The following is a 16,804-nucleotide window of genomic DNA, read 5'->3' as shown; positions in this document are numbered from 1 at the left end:
GGGGCGACTCAACCAGTCTCCTCAGGATTTGGCTCGCTGCCGATCAAATACTCGCGATCGTTTCGACGAATTTGCGTGCGCGTCGCGGTCACGGCTCGACGGCAGGTATAGTCGCCGATGTTTTGCGGGGAAACCGGACGTTGAGAGCTCTCTCGATTGTTATGCGGTCGCGTTCACTAAACATTCGATTTGCCACCGAGATCAGATTCTTGATCGCGTCGCGATTGGCGTCTTTTGTATTTTCTATCGGTTCGACAGTGTCGGTCTCAAAGCGTGCGTAGGGGTAAAGCACATTGGTAGCGGAATGGAGTCGACCCAGATCAACTAGGACTATCTCTTGCAGGCCGCCCGTCAGGGCACCTGTGCACGACGGATACCGGGAAGTGAAAACCTGAAAGTCGACGATCAAGCTCTGAATATGCCGAAAGACATTCTCGTCCAAGGTCGGCGCTGATGACATGAGGACGGCCAGTGAGTGGCTCGGTATTTCCGAAACTGAGTGCGAGCCATCCATGATCGAGGAAATGCACACTTTGTAATACTGGGTCAAAGAGGCCAATACCGGAATGAGCTGGATGCGCGCGGTCATTTCTTCCTTCCGTCGCACTCGATCCAACTCAAGCCGCTGTATCTCGATCTGCCTCCAGAGGAGATACGCGCCAATGATCGCAGGGACTCCAGCCAGAACAGCCGCGACCAGCGTCTGCCAATCGAAAATGAACTTGATCCATTCGCTTTCGAACTTCTCTTGAGGTCTCGTGATCTCGGAAACAATAGCTTGGATTTTTCTGAGGAATTCGAGCATCCGGACAGCCGTCTTGGTTGAGTTCTATAGGAACGCCTAATAATCTTCTGGTTGCTGAAGGCAAGAGGATGAGAATGGTCGAAGAAAGTTTTGGTTTGCGTCTGCACTTTAGTGGGGGAGACGCCGACAACCATATGCTTGATGCATATGATGGAACCTCGTCACTATACGGTTTTGCGCAGGCGCTTCAAATCGCAACAAACGCCTACATAAATCATGACGTCACAAACTACTCCACTGCGCTTAAAAACGCGAAAGTGTTCATGCGTCCGGCCCGTCAGGGCAGCTTTATTACAGACTTCACCACCATCATCACTCGCAAGCCGAAAGGCGTAACAGTCAACGGACCAACCTTCTACGATTTTATTACGTTCGCCTTCAACCAGGCAGTCGGCCGGACGCCGGCCGCGCCCAGGACCGCATACGTAAATGGTCTCATCGGGCCGGAGAAACCCTTTTTTGATGATCTCGCCGAACACATGGAAGGCAGTCTCCAAAGAGCTCACCGTACAATATCGGAGGGCGGAGTTAGGACGGTGTCAGTTCAGAGACCTCGAGGCGAACAGTTAGTCGAGTTCGACCATGAGACCAGTCTCTGGGTCAATACGAGGTCAATCGACGATTTTCCTCAAACCTTCACCGGGAACATCACGCGCTTCAATTCTGTGTCACCGAACGGACGTGCGTTCATTGACGAGTACGGCAGGATCATTCCTTTCAAGCGCAGTGCTGATTTTCCGGAGGACAAGCGCGGTCTGCTGAGTTGGTCGCTTCACGGGAGCAATCTCGACACCAGGAAGAAGCTCGAAATTGAGGCCAAGAAGGTCGAATCGTCGAGCGGCATTGTTAAGCGCCTTATCGTCTCTGACTGCAATCTTATTGAAGAATGAGTTGAAGAAGTTGGGTCCGGCGACATTGGCAAGGCGGTCTGGCTTCGGACGCCTAACTGGAGAGCAGGAAGCTTGGTGCCGAGCATTCCGGACCATCTCCGAAAATTGGTTGAGACTGACGCTTGGGAGACTTCGAGGCTCAAAGCCATGATACCCACTGGTCGAGATGAGGGTGGGTGCTCATTTCTCCCAACAAAACCGCCCGCCATCCATATTCCCCATAGAGCTCGGCGGCCTCGAGCGCTTCTCCTGCTAGGAAGCCGGCGGCGTCTGCTCCGCCAGCACTCAGGTGTGAGCGAACGCTACGGAGTGCCAGATTGATAAGGTCATTGGAATATGAGTCGTATAGCTCGATTAGGTGAAGCTTCCGGAAATGGGACTCGATCAATGCCCAAGACGAGGCGGGCATTCCCGCCCGCTGGATCGAAAATGTTGCTCCCACGGCCTGCGCGGCCGTGTTCGAGCTTACGTTGACTGTCAGGAAAGGTGCTACAGGTATCGCGTCCCTGTAAAAGTGGAGATACTGTCGAGCTCCTGCGGCATCTAGCCAATCATCGTCTTTAATCGAGTTACAACGAGTGCAGGACGGAACGAGATTCAAAGCGTGCGCTGAAAACTCGGGAAATTTTTCGGCCGGCAAATAGTGGTCGTGGCTGCCTGGCGTTGTTGCCCCGCAGTAGGGACACCATACCAATCGTCCCTTTGGCTGCGCCTGTTTGATGGCCTTTTGCAGCGCCACCATGCCAACGTTTTTTCCGTAACAGGACCTCAACTCATTTTTGATATGGGCGAACACCGATGGAGGAAGGCCGTGTAAGGTGTTTGCCGCAAAGCAAATTTCAAAATGGATAAATCTCGAGCGTATAGAAGCCTCCGCAGCGACGAGCATTGCTCGGGCAGCTTTTTTCTTCTTGTCACGGATGTCTTCGAAAATGTCGATATAATCGGGCGGCGGCGAGATCGCGTTAAGGCTTTTCACGTCTTCGCATTCCTTGCGTAGCGCGCCATCAGGTATGATTTAGCGTTCATGCTCAGGCGGTTAGCGAAAAGTTCGAGAGCCGCCTCTAAGCTCATTGAACCTGCGATCCGATCGAGCACGCTCCGATAAAGACTTTGAGCTTCTTGAGTCTTGAAAACGTGTTCGGTCAGCTCCGCTATGCTTTCGCCAAAGCTCTCCATCTGAAGTGGTTCGGCCTGTGTCACTCCGTCGGACCGCGTGAAAACAACGACCCTGTGGGAAGGAATTTCCTGGATTACCACTGGAGAATGGGTGGCAATCACCGCGTATGACTGGTGGTGTTTCAGGATTTCCGTAAGCACGACAAAAAGGTTGGCCACTGCGTTAGGGTGTAGATGCGTTTCGGGCTCATCAAACAACACAAGACTTTCGGGCTGGAGCCAGGCCAGCAACCCAGTGACGAAGTGGCAAAGTATTGCCTGCCCCGAACTCAACTGCGACAGAAGTTCGCTTTCGTCGAGGTTACCTTCGATTTCGCGTCGCAAATCGCCCTCGAAACGCTCGCTGTCGTCACCAAGAATCTGAGCGATGTAGACGATCCAATCGCTATCTCGGTTTAAGTCCCTGACGCGTGCCTTGTTGGCACGAAAGCTGCGCTGGAGGCCAGTTTGAGAGAGATTTCCTCGGTCGTCTCGAATTCCACAGTAAACGTAGCTACTTTCGGCATGAGCTGCCGGACGACGGAATCTGTCAAACGCGCTGTATGAGACAGCCAGGATGCGCGTGAAGAGCGGTTGGTCGCCGAGAAAGCGCCGCGACCTTTCTTCAACGGTCGCCGCCGATACCTGTCTTGCTTGCGCAAGGTCGGCACTCAATTGGGCTAGGAACCTCGTCTTACCAACGGCATTGCGTCCAATGACGCCGACAACTCTGCCCGGCAAAGAATCTCCGGGACGGAAGTCGAAATCGATCTTGAACGGCTCTTCCGTATCTGAGAGCTGACAAGCGTATTGAAAATATGGTTTTTCAATTGGGTCGATCCCCAGCGACCAAGCACTCCCGAACCTGCGTGACCGCCACGCGGAGTTTTCTCTCATCATTCCGTTTCGGAATACCGAGGACGTTTCAAAGCGTGCCGCAAGACCTGGCATTACCGCGATATCGCGTAGCGCGACAAGGACTCGACCAGCATCCTCTCCGAAATTATCATGAATCCAAGAGTAGTATGTTTTGGACTGGCCCAGAGAGATGTATTCCTCCCCGATGTCGCCGCTGAATTTCGAGGGCGGGATCGTTCGACTGTCGATAGTCCAGTCGGATTTACCTTCACTACCGTGAAGGATTTTTGTTTTGCCAATTCGTTTCCGATTTCCCTCTTCATCGAACCAGAAGACGTCGAACCGAACATTGCTCCCGTAATCGTTCCAGTTGTCACTTCGGATAACAAATGTGTTTTTTAGAGATCGCGGAATCGTCTCGTCGTAGGCGACGGTAATGAAATTCAGATCGTGAGGATCAGCCATATACGTCCTGTCACCATGTGTAAAAGCGTCGCCGCGGCCATGACGATTATGGACTGCGGACAACGCCGATCAAATTCGCTTTCCTATGTGGGAATCGTTTAATTAAGGAAGAGCGCTTTCAATTTTAGATGGTGGTGGACAGGTGTAAAGCACGGAGTTGCGGGACGATCGCATCGGGCGGAGCGCTATGGCGGAGACGACCTCAACCGATGTTGACGCCACTCCACGGGTTGGGAAGCGTCGAATTAGAGTATCCCGAGACGAACGACTTTTGCTCGCCGCTCGCCTTGTCGAAAACGTGGCGCTCGACCGTGCCGATATTTGATCCATAGACGTGGATGCTGATCGACGCTTTGTCGTCGAACGCGTTGGCAACCTGGTGAATATCGCCAACTGATGGCGAAACCATATCAACCGCACCAGGCTCCAGTCGATCAACGCCAACCGATTTCATGGGAACACCTAGCTCAAAACGCGTAGAGACTTCCGCTCCCCGGAGCATTCCGATGAGGCCCCATACTGTGTGGTCGTGTATTGGGGTCAGTTGTCCAGGGCCCCAGACGAGGCTCACGATCGAGAACCGGTCGGCCGGGTCACAATAGAGAAGGTACTGGGAGTAGAATTTGGGATGCGGTTTGGCGAATTCGTCCGGCAACCAGTCGTCGTTCGTGATCAAGTCTTCGAGGAGACCTTTGCCTTCGGAAAGAATGACCCTTTCGTCGGCTGTGCGATCAAGCAAGTTTGACAGGTCTCGGATGAAGAGACCGAGACGGGATGTTTGCGAACGTTCAGACATTGTCACCTCCCGATGACATGGTCTCCAGCGCTGGAGTAGGCCGCCAGAGACCATGGATGATGGTTAGGCGTCCATCTCTTCGTAGCAATCGATGACGCGGGCGGAATACACGAGTGCAGCGCCTGCGTTCAGCGCCATAGCAACACCGAGGGCCTCGGTGAGCTCTTCCTTCTTCACGCCGGCTGCAAGGGCCGCCTCGACGTGGCTCGCGATGCAGCCGTCGCAACGAGTCGTTACCGCTACCGCCAAGGCGATCATCTCGCGGGTTTTCGCATCGAGGTGAACGGCCTTTTCGCCGGACATGGCGAGAGCTCCGTAGCCTTTCATCACTTCAGGCGCGAGCTTGCGCAGATCGCCAACGCGATTTTTGACGTTCGCGCGGTATTCCTTCCAATTCATCATAGTTGGTTCCTCTCGACCGAATCCTATGCGACGCGGACCTATGTCCATCGATCGCTCCGCCACAGAGCGGATAACGGATACTTTGCCGAAGGAGGCTAGCGGCGGAAACGACGCAAATGTTCAATCCGGCCAATTGGATGTTTCACGCCGCCGACCGGGTCTCAGTAGCCTTGGACGACGTCAACGAGGTTCTGAAGGGGCTGATTCCGTGCGAACGCGTCGAAGTTTTCCGCGATGATCCTTTGCAGGCGGCGCGCATTCCCTGGGCCATCCCAGGATATGTGCGGCGTGAGACGAATGCGCGGATGAGAATAGAAAGCGTGGCCGCCGGGGAGGGGTTCTGGGTCGGTAACATCCAGTGTTGCCCATCCCAGTTTCCCGGCGTCGATTGCCGCTAGAAGCGCATCTTGGTCCACTACGCTGCCTCTCGAGATGTTGATGAAATGCATTCCGTCCTTGGCCTTGGCGAACACGTTGGCATCGATCATTTTCCGGGTGGCCGGAGTTGCCGGGAGGGCCATGACCAAATGGTCGGCGGACGAGAAAATCTCATCTAGCGACTCGGCGATTTCTACGCCTTCAGGCTTTTTCTCCCACGCGGACCTTTTGAATGCCAGCACCCTCATATCGAAGGCTTCCGCAAGCGCCGCCAACGTACTGCCGATAGAGCCAAATCCAACTATTCCCAGCGTTTTCCCCGCAAGCCCGCCCATATCGATGTGTTTCCAATCCGAAGGAGAACGGGCGACGCAATCATCGATGCGCTTCTCGACCCGCATCATATGCGCGACAACGTATTCAGCGATCGAGGGCGCGTTGAAGCCCCGGGCACAAGTAAACGTGACCCCGTCGAACAGCCAGCGCGGATACGCGTCGATCCCGACCGACTCGACCTGAATCCACTTGAGCGCCGACGGCCAGCTTGCCGGCTTCTCCATGGGCGCGGCCTTCCAGCCGCCCGGTGATGTCAGGAGAACGTCGATATCGCCGGGCAACTCCCAGAACGGCCGATCTGTGGGCAACTGCATAACGGTCGGCTTCGACGGGTGGTTTGCCACCAGCTCGTTGACCGCTGGTCCGAGGTGGCTTCCAACGACGATCGACTTGCGCCCGGCGGTGGCGGAGTAGACCTCGTCGGAGATGGGCCCAGAATTCAGGTTTATCATGTCGGCTCCAAGTGATGAATGCACAAGGCGGTTCAGATCAATCCCGCTTTGTTTCGGAGCCTAATAGGCGCGCGCGCGCAGAGAAATATGAAGATGTCCAATTTGGACAAAACTTATCAGTATTTGGAACGCCATATCATATCTTGAAACCGTGGCGGTTTGCGTTTAGCGTTCTTGCCTGCAGAAACGTTCACGCGGCGAGGGAGGAAGCCATGAACGAATTTGAGATGCTGCGCCTGATCGACATCGTCGACAAAGTCAGACGCGGGTTCAGCGAAGTCATGCCGGCCGCCGATAGCGAGCCATTCTGGAGGATCGCAGCGTTTCTTGTAAAGGGCGAGATCACCGGGAAACCGATCACCATTTCAACACTGTGTGACGTCACCGACGTACCCTACGCGACGTCTCGCCGGATGATTAATCGGCTCATTGACGAAGGCCTGATCCGACGCGAGGTGAGAAGCAAAACAGGCAAGTCCTACACGCTTCATCCCAGCGATCAGATGATCGAAAGCCTCGAAGCTTACGCTCGCAAGATGAAGTCGTTGTTCGCACAGACCGTCGGAGTGCGCTCCAGCGATGAAGGCGAAGAAGACTACTATTTCGGGGGTGGACAAGTTCGCCAACCTGCACAGAGTGCAGTCCCGCGGAACCGCGATCATGAAGACCTGCAGTTTCTCATGAACGACGACAATTACGCTTTGGCCGTCAGAAACATGTGGTCGGACTATCGAACCAATCTTGGCTCGACGAAGGACTTCAAGCTCATGACCTGCTCGCAGGTACATCGCGAGCTTGTAGACAACAGCTCGCTCCAGACCTCTCGGTATGACGTCGTGGGTGTCAACCTTCCATGGTTGGCGGAATTTGTGGAAAGCGGCAGTATCCTTCCGATCGATGGCCTTCTCCAAGATTTCGACATTTCGAAGCTCCATCCCGCCGTTAGGGAGTTCGGTCAACTGAACGGAAGGACCTACGGGGTTCCGATCTATGCCACGGCAAACCATCTGGCCGTTCGAAAGGACCTCTTTGACGACGCCGAGATCGCGCACCCGCGTACTTTTGACCAACTGATTTCCGCTGGGCGTCAGCTCTCCGATCCTTCACTTGGGCGTTACGGTATTGTTTGGGATGCCGCCCGTGGTCTGCCAATAGCTCACAGCTTCATGTTCTTCATGGGAGATTGCGGGAGCCCGATCCTTTCTATGCGGCGAACCAACCGTGGATATCAGCTTGATCCCGGCAGATTGGATAACCTCATTCCTTTGGTCGATTCCGACGCGGGGAGGGCGACCCTCGAGTTCATGCATTCGTTGCTCGAGTTTTCGCCGCCGAACATGCTTGACCTCGCTTGGGACGACGCTTTGTCGATATTCCTCAACGGCAAGGCGGCGATGACCTATTGCTGGTCGATGCGAGCTGCCAGGTTCGAATACGACATCAAATCTGTCGTCAAGCAGCGGGTGGCATATCTTCCGCATCCCACGCTCTCAGGGATGCCTGGAGCTGTCCCGCTCGGCGGCTTCCTGCTCTGCGTGCCGTCCAACCTTCCCCCCGAACGACGAGAGGCCGCACTCAAGGCAATCAACATGGTGGTTGCGAGAGAGCAGAATAAGGTCGTCGCATGCGGTGGTCTGCCGGTGGCTCCCAACTTCAGCTTCAGTGCGGACCCGGAAATGCGTGCTGGAGGCAAGGTTTCGACGTTCATCGACAAATGGGCACAGAAAGGGCAGCTTCAGACCTGGCAACGCCCGAACATTCCGGAATTTCATCTGATCGAAGCCATTCTCGGCGAAGAGGTTCACAATGCGCTGTCGGGAGTGAAATCTGATGCCGATGCGCTGCGGGATGCATCGCTACGCATGGAGACGGTGCTCTCGAAGATCGGCTGCATGGCTGCGGCCTAAGCTTGATCAGGGCGGCGGTCTGGCCGCCGCCCTTGCAGATTATTCGAATGCGCCGTGCGAGCGAACGAACGAGAAGGTGGCGAACTGCCATTTTCCATTCACGCGCTCGGCAGTACCGAAATAGTGCCCACCTGCAATCATCACCCGCCCAGGCTCTCCCGGTGCCGTCCGACGCGTCGTCACGTACGCTTTGATTTCGGCAATATCCGGATTGTAGGTCTCGGTCACGACAACATTGCTCACATAGTGCAGCGTTACCATCTGCCGCTGACGACCTGCCAGATTGGCGATGGTCCAGTCGTCCCGGCCATAGTGGCGGGCAGTTGAATCAAGAGTTATGGCGACGTCCACGTCTTCGGCAAAGCAATCGGCGTTCTGTTCGCGGTTATAAAGATCGAACGACCAGGTGTATTTCCACAAGAGGGCGGTCACCTCATCTTGGACGGTACCCTTGTCCCTCTCGGCTTCGTGTTCCCAAAGCCAGGAAACAAGTGCAGCTACTTCGGGCCGCTTCTTGATGGGGTCCTCGAACAGCGGGACAGCTCTGTCCCAGAGGAAGTGGATACTGCATTCGGCGATCTTCCAGCCGGCCTGGGTCCGGCGCGCTACGCCGGTCATTATGCCTCCTGTGTGGGCGTATTTCCCGTTGCCGTCGGGTGCAACTTTATAAACGTATGTTCCGAAGCGCGCTTCTTCGCCGACCACCGACAGCTTTTCGTTCGATAGCACATGCATGGTCCATCGATCGCCGCCGGCGGCCGTGAACGCTTCCGAGATGGCCTGCGCTCCCGCCACCTCCCGATCACCTTGCAGATTTGCCTTTGCATCAGTCGTGAAGGCAGCGGCGACATCGCCAGCGACGCCGGCATCCAGAGCCCTGATCATGCCAGTATAAAGGTCTCGCACCTGGAGAGACGCCGAGACGTCGGGAGCCCCGCCCTTCGCATTCGCGCCGCCCCAAGGCGAGTCCTTGGGACCGGTCATTACAGGCTCCGGCGCGGGGCCCGACGGGAGCTTGGGATCGAGTCGAGGATTCCCTTCGATGAAGAAACCGTGCCACCTCAACGCCGACATCTTCCATTGACCGTTTTCGCGACGAAACGAGTTCCGGTAGTAGCCACCGGCAAGCGAGAAATCGCCGCCTGGCGCACGTGGCCGCATACGGCTGTTCAGAATGTAGGCCGTAAATTCCGCGGTGTCGCCATCGACCCGCACATAGGGATTGTAGACCGAGTGCCGCCTGATAGGCACACGAACGACCCTGGTCTGGAATTTCTCGATCAGGTTCCTGGCACCCGGGTGCCGTCCCATATCACTCGCTTCGAAAACGATATCGTCCGTGAAGCAGCTTTCCAGCTTTTCCCAGTCCTTGCTGTCAAGTGACCAGGTGTACCGCTTCATGAGGTTCTTGATCGCGTCAATGTCGGCTTCCAGCTGCGTTTGGTACACGCCGGTCGCACCCGTCTTTCCGTCCATAACAGTCTCCATCCCATTCGCTAGATTGATCTTGGTCTTAGGCGACGACCTTTTCGAGTTCCGCCATCAGCGCTTCGAAGCCGGGCATGACAGTCTTTACGATGTCGTCGCCGTCCATGGCGTCGAGCTTCTCCGAGAAAATTTCGGGTCCGACACTTTGGATGTGCCCGGCCTTTTTGAGGATAGTCAGGATTTCGAGGTTCGGGATTTCGCCCTGACCGATCGGAACGCGGTGAAACAGGCAGTCGTTGACCATCGTCCTGCCCGCAGGGAGCCGCATCGGCCCGTCGGCGATCTGGACGGTGTCGAAGGTGCCGACCGGAATTTGTTTCAATAGTTCGTCGTTGCGGCCGGCACGGACATAGTGCCAGGTATCGAAGATGATGCCGGTGTTGGGTCGGTTCGCGCCCTTCACGATCTGCCACACTTCGTCGACCGTCTTCAAGCCCCAGAGAGGCATGGCTTCGATCAAGCATTTGAGACCGTTTTCCGCTGCTCTGTCACACATCGCGGCGTAGTACCCGGTCAGTTGCTCGATCGTGTATCGGCCTTCCGGGAACGCGCCGATTAGATGGATGCGGTCGACACCGAGTGCCTCGGCGATCCTGAAATAGTTGTCTGGCTTTCGGTTGAGGTACGGCACAATTGCCGGGTCTTCGCCGGGCGTGAGACCATCGGGAACCCAATAGCAGAGCGGGTCGAGATAGCTGAGCTTGACGCCGTTGTCCGCTGCGATCTGGCGGATGTCTTTGTCGCTTAGGCCTGTTGCCCTGATCTGATCGTAGTCCATCGGCGACGTGCTGATCCAACCGCACCCCGCGCGCGCTGCAAGCTCGATGCGCTTTTTGTAGGGAACGCTTCTTACCTGCGAAAGCCACATCACGCGTTCATCGGCGGAATAGGTCATGTATTTTCTCCATCATTGCTACATCGTCGTACCCCGTTTCCGTGGGCCAACCGCATCATGGGGATCGGTGCGCAGTCTACAATTCGCAAGATGGTCTGATTGAACAATTTGAACGTAGCTCGCGCCTTTCCTTGGTGATGTCTTTGATGCGTTCGCGGCCTCTGTCCGCCCATCAAATCCAAAAGGAAAGTCAATGCAGGCTCTTACACTCGATGCACCCCATCGTGTCTCGTTCACCAATGTGCCGGATGCTATGGCCAAAGCAGGAGAATCCCTCATCAAGGTCGACGCCGTGGGCATTTGCGGCTCAGACATGCATGCGTTTCACGGACGCGGACCCAAGCGGCAGCCGGGGTTGATCCTCGGCCATGAAATCGGCGGGACGGTGGTGGAGGGCCCACTCGCAGGAAAGCGTGTGGCGGTGAATCCTCTGATACACTGCGAGGAGTGCCAAGACTGCTTGTCCGGTAACTTCAATCATTGTGAAACGAGGATCAACGTCGGTTTCAGCATACCGGGCGGCTTCGCCCAGTATATGGTCTTGCCTCACCGCGCGCTAATCGAAGTCAGCGGTGACATGAACCCCGTGCATATCGCTCTTACGGAACCCTGCGCTACCTGCCTTCACGCCGTCGCCCTCGCTCAACGCCATAGCGATCGTCCCATCCGTGAAAAGCGCAGCCTCGTCATCGGCGGTGGTGCGATCGGCGTATTGACGGCACTTTGGCTCAAGTCGATGGGCGTCGAGGAAATCCAGATTGCAGATACTAGCGCTGGCCGCGTGGACGCCGCCCGAGAGGCCGGGTTCGATGCAATCGATCCGTCGGAATGCCAGACAAACCACTACAATCTGGTGTTCGACGCCGTCGGCGGTCCTGCCACGCGTCGCCTTGCGGTCGCCGCCGGTAGACCCGGTGCCCAGATCGTCCACATCGGCCTACTGGATGGCGAGGGGAATTTCGACGCCGCCCGGATCACGCGCGCCGAAATGAGTTTCCTCGGATCATGGTGTTTCCTCCCTGACGATCTGCGTGCCAGCGCGAAGGCACTTCATTCTGGCGCGCTCGGCGATCTCTCGTGGGTGGATGTGCAATCCCTCGACGCCGGTCCGGAGGTTTTCGATCGCTTGGGACGTGGCGAAATTGCTTCTCCCAAGGTGGTTCTCCGACCAAACGGCTAGGTCAACCCTTAGTGCCTCACGTTCGAAAGAAACTGGCGCACGCGGGCATTGGATGAATTGAAAAAGTCGGAGGGGGCGCTCGCTTCAACGAGAAGCCCCTTTTCCATGAACCAAATCTGGTCAGCGATCTTCTTGGCGAACGCGAGATCGTGGGTCACACAAAGAATCGTCATATTCTCGGTGGCGAGACTACCGATCAGCGATTGGACCTCTGCGGCCATGATCGGATCAAGAGCACTGGTAGGCTCGTCGAAAATGATTATCGAAGGGCTCATAGAGAGCGCGCGAGCAATCGCGACGCGCTGCTGTTCGCCGCCTGAAAGCCCGGACGGTCGTCTGTCGGCTTTGCCGTCGAGCCCGACGCGCTTCAACAACTGCATTGACCTGTCATAGGCCTTGTCTCTGGGCCATCCCAGGAGACGGCGGAGACCTAGTGCCACGTTCTCGATCACGCTCAGATGAGGGAACAGATTATATTGCTGAAATACGAAGCCGACATTGCGTCGAAGCAAATCGATATCGGTATCCTTCGCTCCCACGTCCGCTCCATCCACAAGGATGCGGCCCTTGCTTATGACTTCGAGGCCGTTGACCGTTCTCGATAGGGTCGACTTCCCCGACCCGGATGGGCCGCATAGAACGATGGTCGCGCCCTTGGCCACCGTCGCGCTGAACTCTGGGATGGCGACATACGATCCGAACTGCTTGCAGACATTTTCGAATGCGATTGCCGGTAGGGATTCCTGCACGAGGGTCATCCTTCGATCAGACATTGGGAACGAGCTCCCCGCCAATAGGTTGCTCGACGTTGGTTCTCCCTTGGGCGACGCGCTTCTCAAGGGCCGAGACTGCCAGAGAAAGAGAGAAGCAGATTATGAAATAGATCACCGCCAGGAGGAAAAACACGTTTAAAGCTTCTGTCAGAAGGAACGAGTTGATGCGGCCGGCGACGAAGGTGACTTCCGCCAAGGCGATGATCGAGCCCAAGGAGGATTCCTTGATGATAATTGTGAATTGGTTGACGATCCCGGGTATGACGTTAAATAGCGCCTGAGGTAGCACGACCTTCCGCATCGTCGTCCCGTAAGACAATCCCAAGCTCTTCGCCGCCTCCATTTGTCCTGGTGGCAATCCCTCGATGCCGCCTCGGATTACTTCCGAGAGATACGCCGATTGGTACAGGACGATCGCGAGGACGAGCGTCCAGAAGGGCGTGATAGGATGCGAGAGTACCAGGGGTACCAGAAAGTAAATCCATAACAGGAACGTCAGCAGGGGCATGCCGCGTACCAGATAGACATAAACCGTCGCGATTCTACGGAAGATGGAGACCGCGGATGTCCGAGCAAGGGCTAGCACCAGTCCGACCGGAAAGGTCATCACGAGACTCACGCATGCAATGGCAAGCGTGAGCGCCAGCCCTCCGAGCGGACCGTCCGGATATTCTCCGATAAGGAGGAACTGCCAATAGTCGTGGATCAGTGTCAGCATCCGTCACTTCCCGTAGATTGCGGTTCGTTTGGACGCGACGTTGCCAGCGAGCATCAGCGGAATTGTCACGGCGAAGTAAACGATAGACGCGACCGTGAAGACTTCGAAAACCCGGAAAGTCTCGCTCTCGATCTGGCGGGTCTGGTATGTCAGCTCGCCTACGCCGATGACCGCTGCGATACTGGTCCCCTTGAACAAGCCGAGGGTATCGTTGATCAACGAGGGAAGGGCAAGACGCCACGCTTGCGGGACTATCGCCCAGCGCATGGCCTGCAATCTGGTGAAGCCCATTGCCCGGGCAGCCTCATATTGCGTCTTGGGGATTGCCCGGAGTCCGCTGCGAAGGTTCTCGGAAATGTAGGCTGCAGAGCACAGGGACAGGGCGATTACGGAAAAACAGAACTCCGCTCCGAGCCGATTGACGATGTCTTTCGCCGCGAATGGCATCAATTGCTGAAGGCCGAAATACCAAAGCATCAACTGGACGAGTATCGGCACGTTTCGATGATAGGCGACATAGGCTGCGACCACTGTTTCGATGGCCTTGTTGTCGCTGCTCGCCAGGACGGCGAGCAGCGCACCGAGCGCGAATGAGCATATCCAGCTCACAACGAAAAGCGAGAATGTCAGGTAGACCCCGGTCCAGAACATCTGGAGATAGTGTTGGGTCAGCACCGCGCCGAGGTCGAAATCTCCGAGCATCTCTGCCTCCGTCAGTTTGTGATCGGGTCTCCGACCTTGAAGCTGCGCTTCAGGCCCATGTCGCCGAAGTATTGCTCATAGAGCTTCTCAGCTTCACCTGACGCCTCAAGGTCCCCCAGCACCTTGTTGAGAAAGGCCACCCATTGGGGATCGTTCTTCCTCACGGCGAAACCAACCTTTGCCGTAAACAGGGCCTCCGGCAGGATCGTCATTGTGCTCTCGCCGACTTTCATCTGAAAGGTCCGGAGGATGTACACATTGGACGCCATTGCGACCACGTTACCCTGCTGGAGGGCGAGGAACTGCTGATTGGCGTCATCGAACGACATCTGCTGAGCTTTGGGGAAACGCTTCGCCATGATCGGCTCGAGGAGGGACCCCTTCACGTTCGCGATACGCGCGGTTTCCAAGCCTGAGAAATCCTTGATGCCGGCGTCGGTGCGCACTGCGATCTGGAAAGGTTGTGCGAAGTAAGTGTTGCTGTAAGCAATCTGCTCCGCCCGCTGGGCGGTGTATGTGATGAGGGAAGCCAGAATATCTACACGGCCATCCTTGAGTTCCGGAATACGCGCCTCGGACGATACAAGCTTGTAGTCGATCTTGACCCCGAGGGCGTCGGCCACCTTGGCGCAGAGCGCCGGTTCGTAACCCTCGATCTTGCGGGTCATAGGGTTCTGGAGCGTGAACCGAGGGTTCGTACCCTCCGTTCCGCAAATCAGTGACCCGCGGGCTTTGATATCGTCGAGCGTGCCGGCAAGCGCCACCTGCGTGCCGCCCAAGGTCATAAGGCTGACCGCAAACGCCAAAGCTTTTAGTTTGAGCTGCATTCTTTCCTCCGATGATCGTGAAGCAGGCTTCACTCCCCGAAACCTGTCAATTTCTGAAGTCTTTGCCTTTGGCGGCTGGCGGCAGCACCCCTGTGTTGTCGAGTTATACGCGTCCACAAAACCGCTTCGGGTTCCAAATGTTTAGTGCCTACCCGGGGAAAGACCTTCCCGCCACGCGGAAAAATCCTTCTTTCGGCAGTCTGATCAGACGGATGCCGCGGAAGAAACCAATGCAAGCAACTGAAAACATATGACATTTCATTGCGTTTCAAGCGGCTGCCGTCCGATCGTCCGCAATTGTCTTTCAAGGCCGGAATTTCTCAAGCGCGCTCATGTTCGTTTTGAACTTCATTGTAATCGCGGTGTTCCCCAACACAGGTCAGCATGGCGGGATCGGTCGAGCTCGCCGTGGAAAGACATGCAAGCGCGTGGGCCTTTCGCCGCTGGCCGACCGAGAAGTCGTTGCCAATCCAGGGAGGATTCATTGATGAGCAACACACTTAGCCGCCGAGACCTTCTTCGCTTCACGGGAACCACCATGCTCGCGGCCCCCTTCATCTCGCTTTCGTCGCGGACGGTGAACGCGGCCGACCCGATTCAGGCTCTTTTGATCCGCTATCCAGCGACGGAGTTCTACGCGAACGCGATGAGCAAGGTACCGGGCGTCGAACTCAGCACGCAGATGATGCCCTCCGACAAGCTGCAGGAGCTGATCAACATCAACTTCTCTTCGAAGTCGTCGAACTTCGACATCATCGCGAGCAACGACACAAACCTGGTCAATTATGTCCGGAACGACTGGCTGATGCCGATGGACGAACTCTGGGCCAAATATAAAGACGAGTACGCCCTCGACGGTATCGACCAAAGTTTTCTCAAAGGATGCATGGTCGACGGCAAACTTTATCAGGTGCCGAACGAGTTCAACACGCATCTCCTGTTCTATCGGAAGGACCTCTACGAGAAGGCCGGCCTGAAGCCGGCGGAAACGATTGAGGAGTTCATGAAGAACGCTCAGGCTCTCAAGGCCTCGGGTTTGGCCGCGGGTACAACCATGATGTGCCGCGTTGGCGATCAGTGCGCGAGCGAGATGAACTACTATCTGAACGTTCTCGGTGACGGGTGGTTCGACAAGGACTGGAAGCCGTCGGTTGCCAGTGACAAGGGCGTCAAGTCGGTGGAATTCATGCGCGAGATGGGAAAGTTGGCGCAGCGAGGCTTCCTGTCCGCCGGCGGGGACGAAGGTTCGCTTGCCCTCTATCAGGGGTTTGCGGCTATGGGGAACATGTGGGCGACCCGAGCTGCCGCAGTCGACGATCCAAAGAAATCCCGGTTCGTGGGTCAATTCGGATTCGCAGCCCCGGCCCAAGGCGGCCAGCGTATGAGCATTTCGGGGTACGCGATCTCGAAGTTCACGAAGAAAGACCCGGATATGCTGTTCCGCGTAATTCTCGAGTCCGCAAAGCTCGACGTCCAGAGGGCGAACACCGCGAACGTCGTGCCGCCGCGGCCCGACCTGCTCAAGGATGAGGAATTGAATAACAAGTATCCCTATCTCCAAGCTGCGGCGAAGGCCGCCCCGATCGGCAAATTCTTCCCGGCAATGCCTTATTTCTATCCGGTGGCGGAAATCGTGACGCGACGGTTGGCGCAAGTCATGACGGACGAAATGAAGGCCAAGGAAGCGATGGCAACCGCGACGAATGAAGCTGAACAGCTTCTGACGTCCAACGGCTTCTACAATAAGGGCTAAGTCCAAAGGAGCCCGAGGTCT

The 16,804-nt window shown here is 56.2% G+C and carries 16 protein-coding genes; 4 read left to right on the top strand and 12 right to left on the bottom strand.

The window, feature by feature from the left end; translation table 11 throughout:
• Window positions 1-88 precede the first annotated feature (88 nt).
• Window positions 89-805, bottom strand: a complete 717-nt coding sequence (locus AC1DIJ_RS05595; protein ID WP_477831303.1) for a hypothetical protein — start codon at window positions 803-805, stop codon at window positions 89-91.
• A gap of 74 nt (window positions 806-879) precedes the next feature.
• Here AC1DIJ_RS05595 and AC1DIJ_RS05590 point away from each other — a divergent pair, with 74 nt between their 5' ends.
• The gene (locus tag AC1DIJ_RS05590; RefSeq protein WP_477831302.1) at window positions 880-1,695 is read left to right on the top strand and encodes a DUF7946 domain-containing protein; all 816 of its coding nucleotides are present in this window, start codon (window positions 880-882) and stop codon (window positions 1,693-1,695) included.
• Between the two features lie 139 nt (window positions 1,696-1,834).
• Here the strand turns inward: AC1DIJ_RS05590 and AC1DIJ_RS05585 are convergent, their stop codons facing one another.
• The 5 genes from AC1DIJ_RS05585 to AC1DIJ_RS05565 all read right to left on the bottom strand — a co-directional run bounded on the left by AC1DIJ_RS05585 (window position 1,835) and on the right by AC1DIJ_RS05565 (window position 6,540).
• On the bottom strand, window positions 1,835-2,674 hold the full coding sequence (locus AC1DIJ_RS05585) for an HNH endonuclease (RefSeq protein ID WP_477831301.1): 840 nt from the start codon (window positions 2,672-2,674) through the stop codon (window positions 1,835-1,837).
• A complete protein-coding gene (locus tag AC1DIJ_RS05580; protein WP_477831300.1) occupies window positions 2,671-4,176 on the bottom strand; it encodes an AAA family ATPase in 1,506 nt (501 codons plus the stop codon). The genes AC1DIJ_RS05585 and AC1DIJ_RS05580 overlap by 4 nt, the downstream gene beginning before the upstream one ends.
• A 202-nt stretch (window positions 4,177-4,378) precedes the next feature.
• The gene (locus tag AC1DIJ_RS05575; RefSeq protein WP_477831299.1) at window positions 4,379-4,972 is read right to left on the bottom strand and encodes a cysteine dioxygenase family protein; all 594 of its coding nucleotides are present in this window, start codon (window positions 4,970-4,972) and stop codon (window positions 4,379-4,381) included.
• Between the two features lie 63 nt (window positions 4,973-5,035).
• On the bottom strand, window positions 5,036-5,374 hold the full coding sequence (locus AC1DIJ_RS05570; RefSeq protein ID WP_477831298.1) for a carboxymuconolactone decarboxylase family protein: 339 nt from the start codon (window positions 5,372-5,374) through the stop codon (window positions 5,036-5,038).
• Between the two features lie 161 nt (window positions 5,375-5,535).
• On the bottom strand, window positions 5,536-6,540 hold the full coding sequence (locus AC1DIJ_RS05565) for an NAD(P)-dependent oxidoreductase (RefSeq protein ID WP_477831297.1): 1,005 nt from the start codon (window positions 6,538-6,540) through the stop codon (window positions 5,536-5,538).
• 212 nt (window positions 6,541-6,752) lie between these two features.
• Between AC1DIJ_RS05565 and AC1DIJ_RS05560 the strand changes: the two genes are divergently transcribed.
• Window positions 6,753-8,447: an extracellular solute-binding protein gene (locus tag AC1DIJ_RS05560; protein ID WP_477831296.1), complete on the top strand. Its 1,695-nt coding sequence runs from the start codon at window positions 6,753-6,755 to the stop codon at window positions 8,445-8,447.
• Between the two features lie 39 nt (window positions 8,448-8,486).
• Here AC1DIJ_RS05560 and AC1DIJ_RS05555 read toward each other — a convergent pair whose 3' ends face one another.
• A complete protein-coding gene (locus AC1DIJ_RS05555) occupies window positions 8,487-9,923 on the bottom strand; it encodes a nuclear transport factor 2 family protein (protein ID WP_477831295.1) in 1,437 nt (478 codons plus the stop codon).
• A gap of 37 nt (window positions 9,924-9,960) precedes the next feature.
• Window positions 9,961-10,830: a sugar phosphate isomerase/epimerase family protein gene (locus AC1DIJ_RS05550; RefSeq protein ID WP_477831294.1), complete on the bottom strand. Its 870-nt coding sequence runs from the start codon at window positions 10,828-10,830 to the stop codon at window positions 9,961-9,963.
• A gap of 193 nt (window positions 10,831-11,023) precedes the next feature.
• On the opposite strand from AC1DIJ_RS05550, the gene AC1DIJ_RS05545 reads away from it, so the two are divergent.
• The gene (locus tag AC1DIJ_RS05545; protein WP_477831293.1) at window positions 11,024-12,010 is read left to right on the top strand and encodes an alcohol dehydrogenase catalytic domain-containing protein; all 987 of its coding nucleotides are present in this window, start codon (window positions 11,024-11,026) and stop codon (window positions 12,008-12,010) included.
• Window positions 12,011-12,018: 8 nt separating this feature from the next.
• Here AC1DIJ_RS05545 and AC1DIJ_RS05540 read toward each other — a convergent pair whose 3' ends face one another.
• Genes AC1DIJ_RS05540 through AC1DIJ_RS05525 form a run of 4 tightly spaced genes read right to left on the bottom strand, consistent with a single transcriptional unit; the run spans window position 12,019 to window position 15,030 of the window.
• Window positions 12,019-12,768: an amino acid ABC transporter ATP-binding protein gene (locus tag AC1DIJ_RS05540; RefSeq protein WP_477831292.1), complete on the bottom strand. Its 750-nt coding sequence runs from the start codon at window positions 12,766-12,768 to the stop codon at window positions 12,019-12,021.
• 7 nt (window positions 12,769-12,775) lie between these two features.
• A complete protein-coding gene (locus AC1DIJ_RS05535) occupies window positions 12,776-13,501 on the bottom strand; it encodes an amino acid ABC transporter permease (RefSeq protein ID WP_477831291.1) in 726 nt (241 codons plus the stop codon).
• Window positions 13,502-13,504: 3 nt separating this feature from the next.
• Entirely contained in the window at window positions 13,505-14,203 is a 699-nt protein-coding gene (locus AC1DIJ_RS05530; RefSeq protein WP_477831290.1) for an amino acid ABC transporter permease, read from the bottom strand.
• An 11-nt stretch (window positions 14,204-14,214) separates the two neighbouring features.
• Entirely contained in the window at window positions 14,215-15,030 is an 816-nt protein-coding gene (locus AC1DIJ_RS05525) for a transporter substrate-binding domain-containing protein (RefSeq protein ID WP_477831289.1), read from the bottom strand.
• A gap of 487 nt (window positions 15,031-15,517) precedes the next feature.
• Here AC1DIJ_RS05525 and AC1DIJ_RS05520 point away from each other — a divergent pair, with 487 nt between their 5' ends.
• Complete coding sequence (locus tag AC1DIJ_RS05520; protein ID WP_477831288.1) at window positions 15,518-16,783, top strand: extracellular solute-binding protein; 1,266 nt, start codon at window positions 15,518-15,520, stop codon at window positions 16,781-16,783.
• The last annotated feature ends 21 nt before the right edge of the window (window positions 16,784-16,804 follow it).

The sequence above is a fragment of the Rhizobium sp. 10N427 genome (assembly GCF_056394605.1).
Note: the sequence above shows the minus strand (reverse complement) of the source record. Positions and strands in the feature narration are given on the sequence as shown.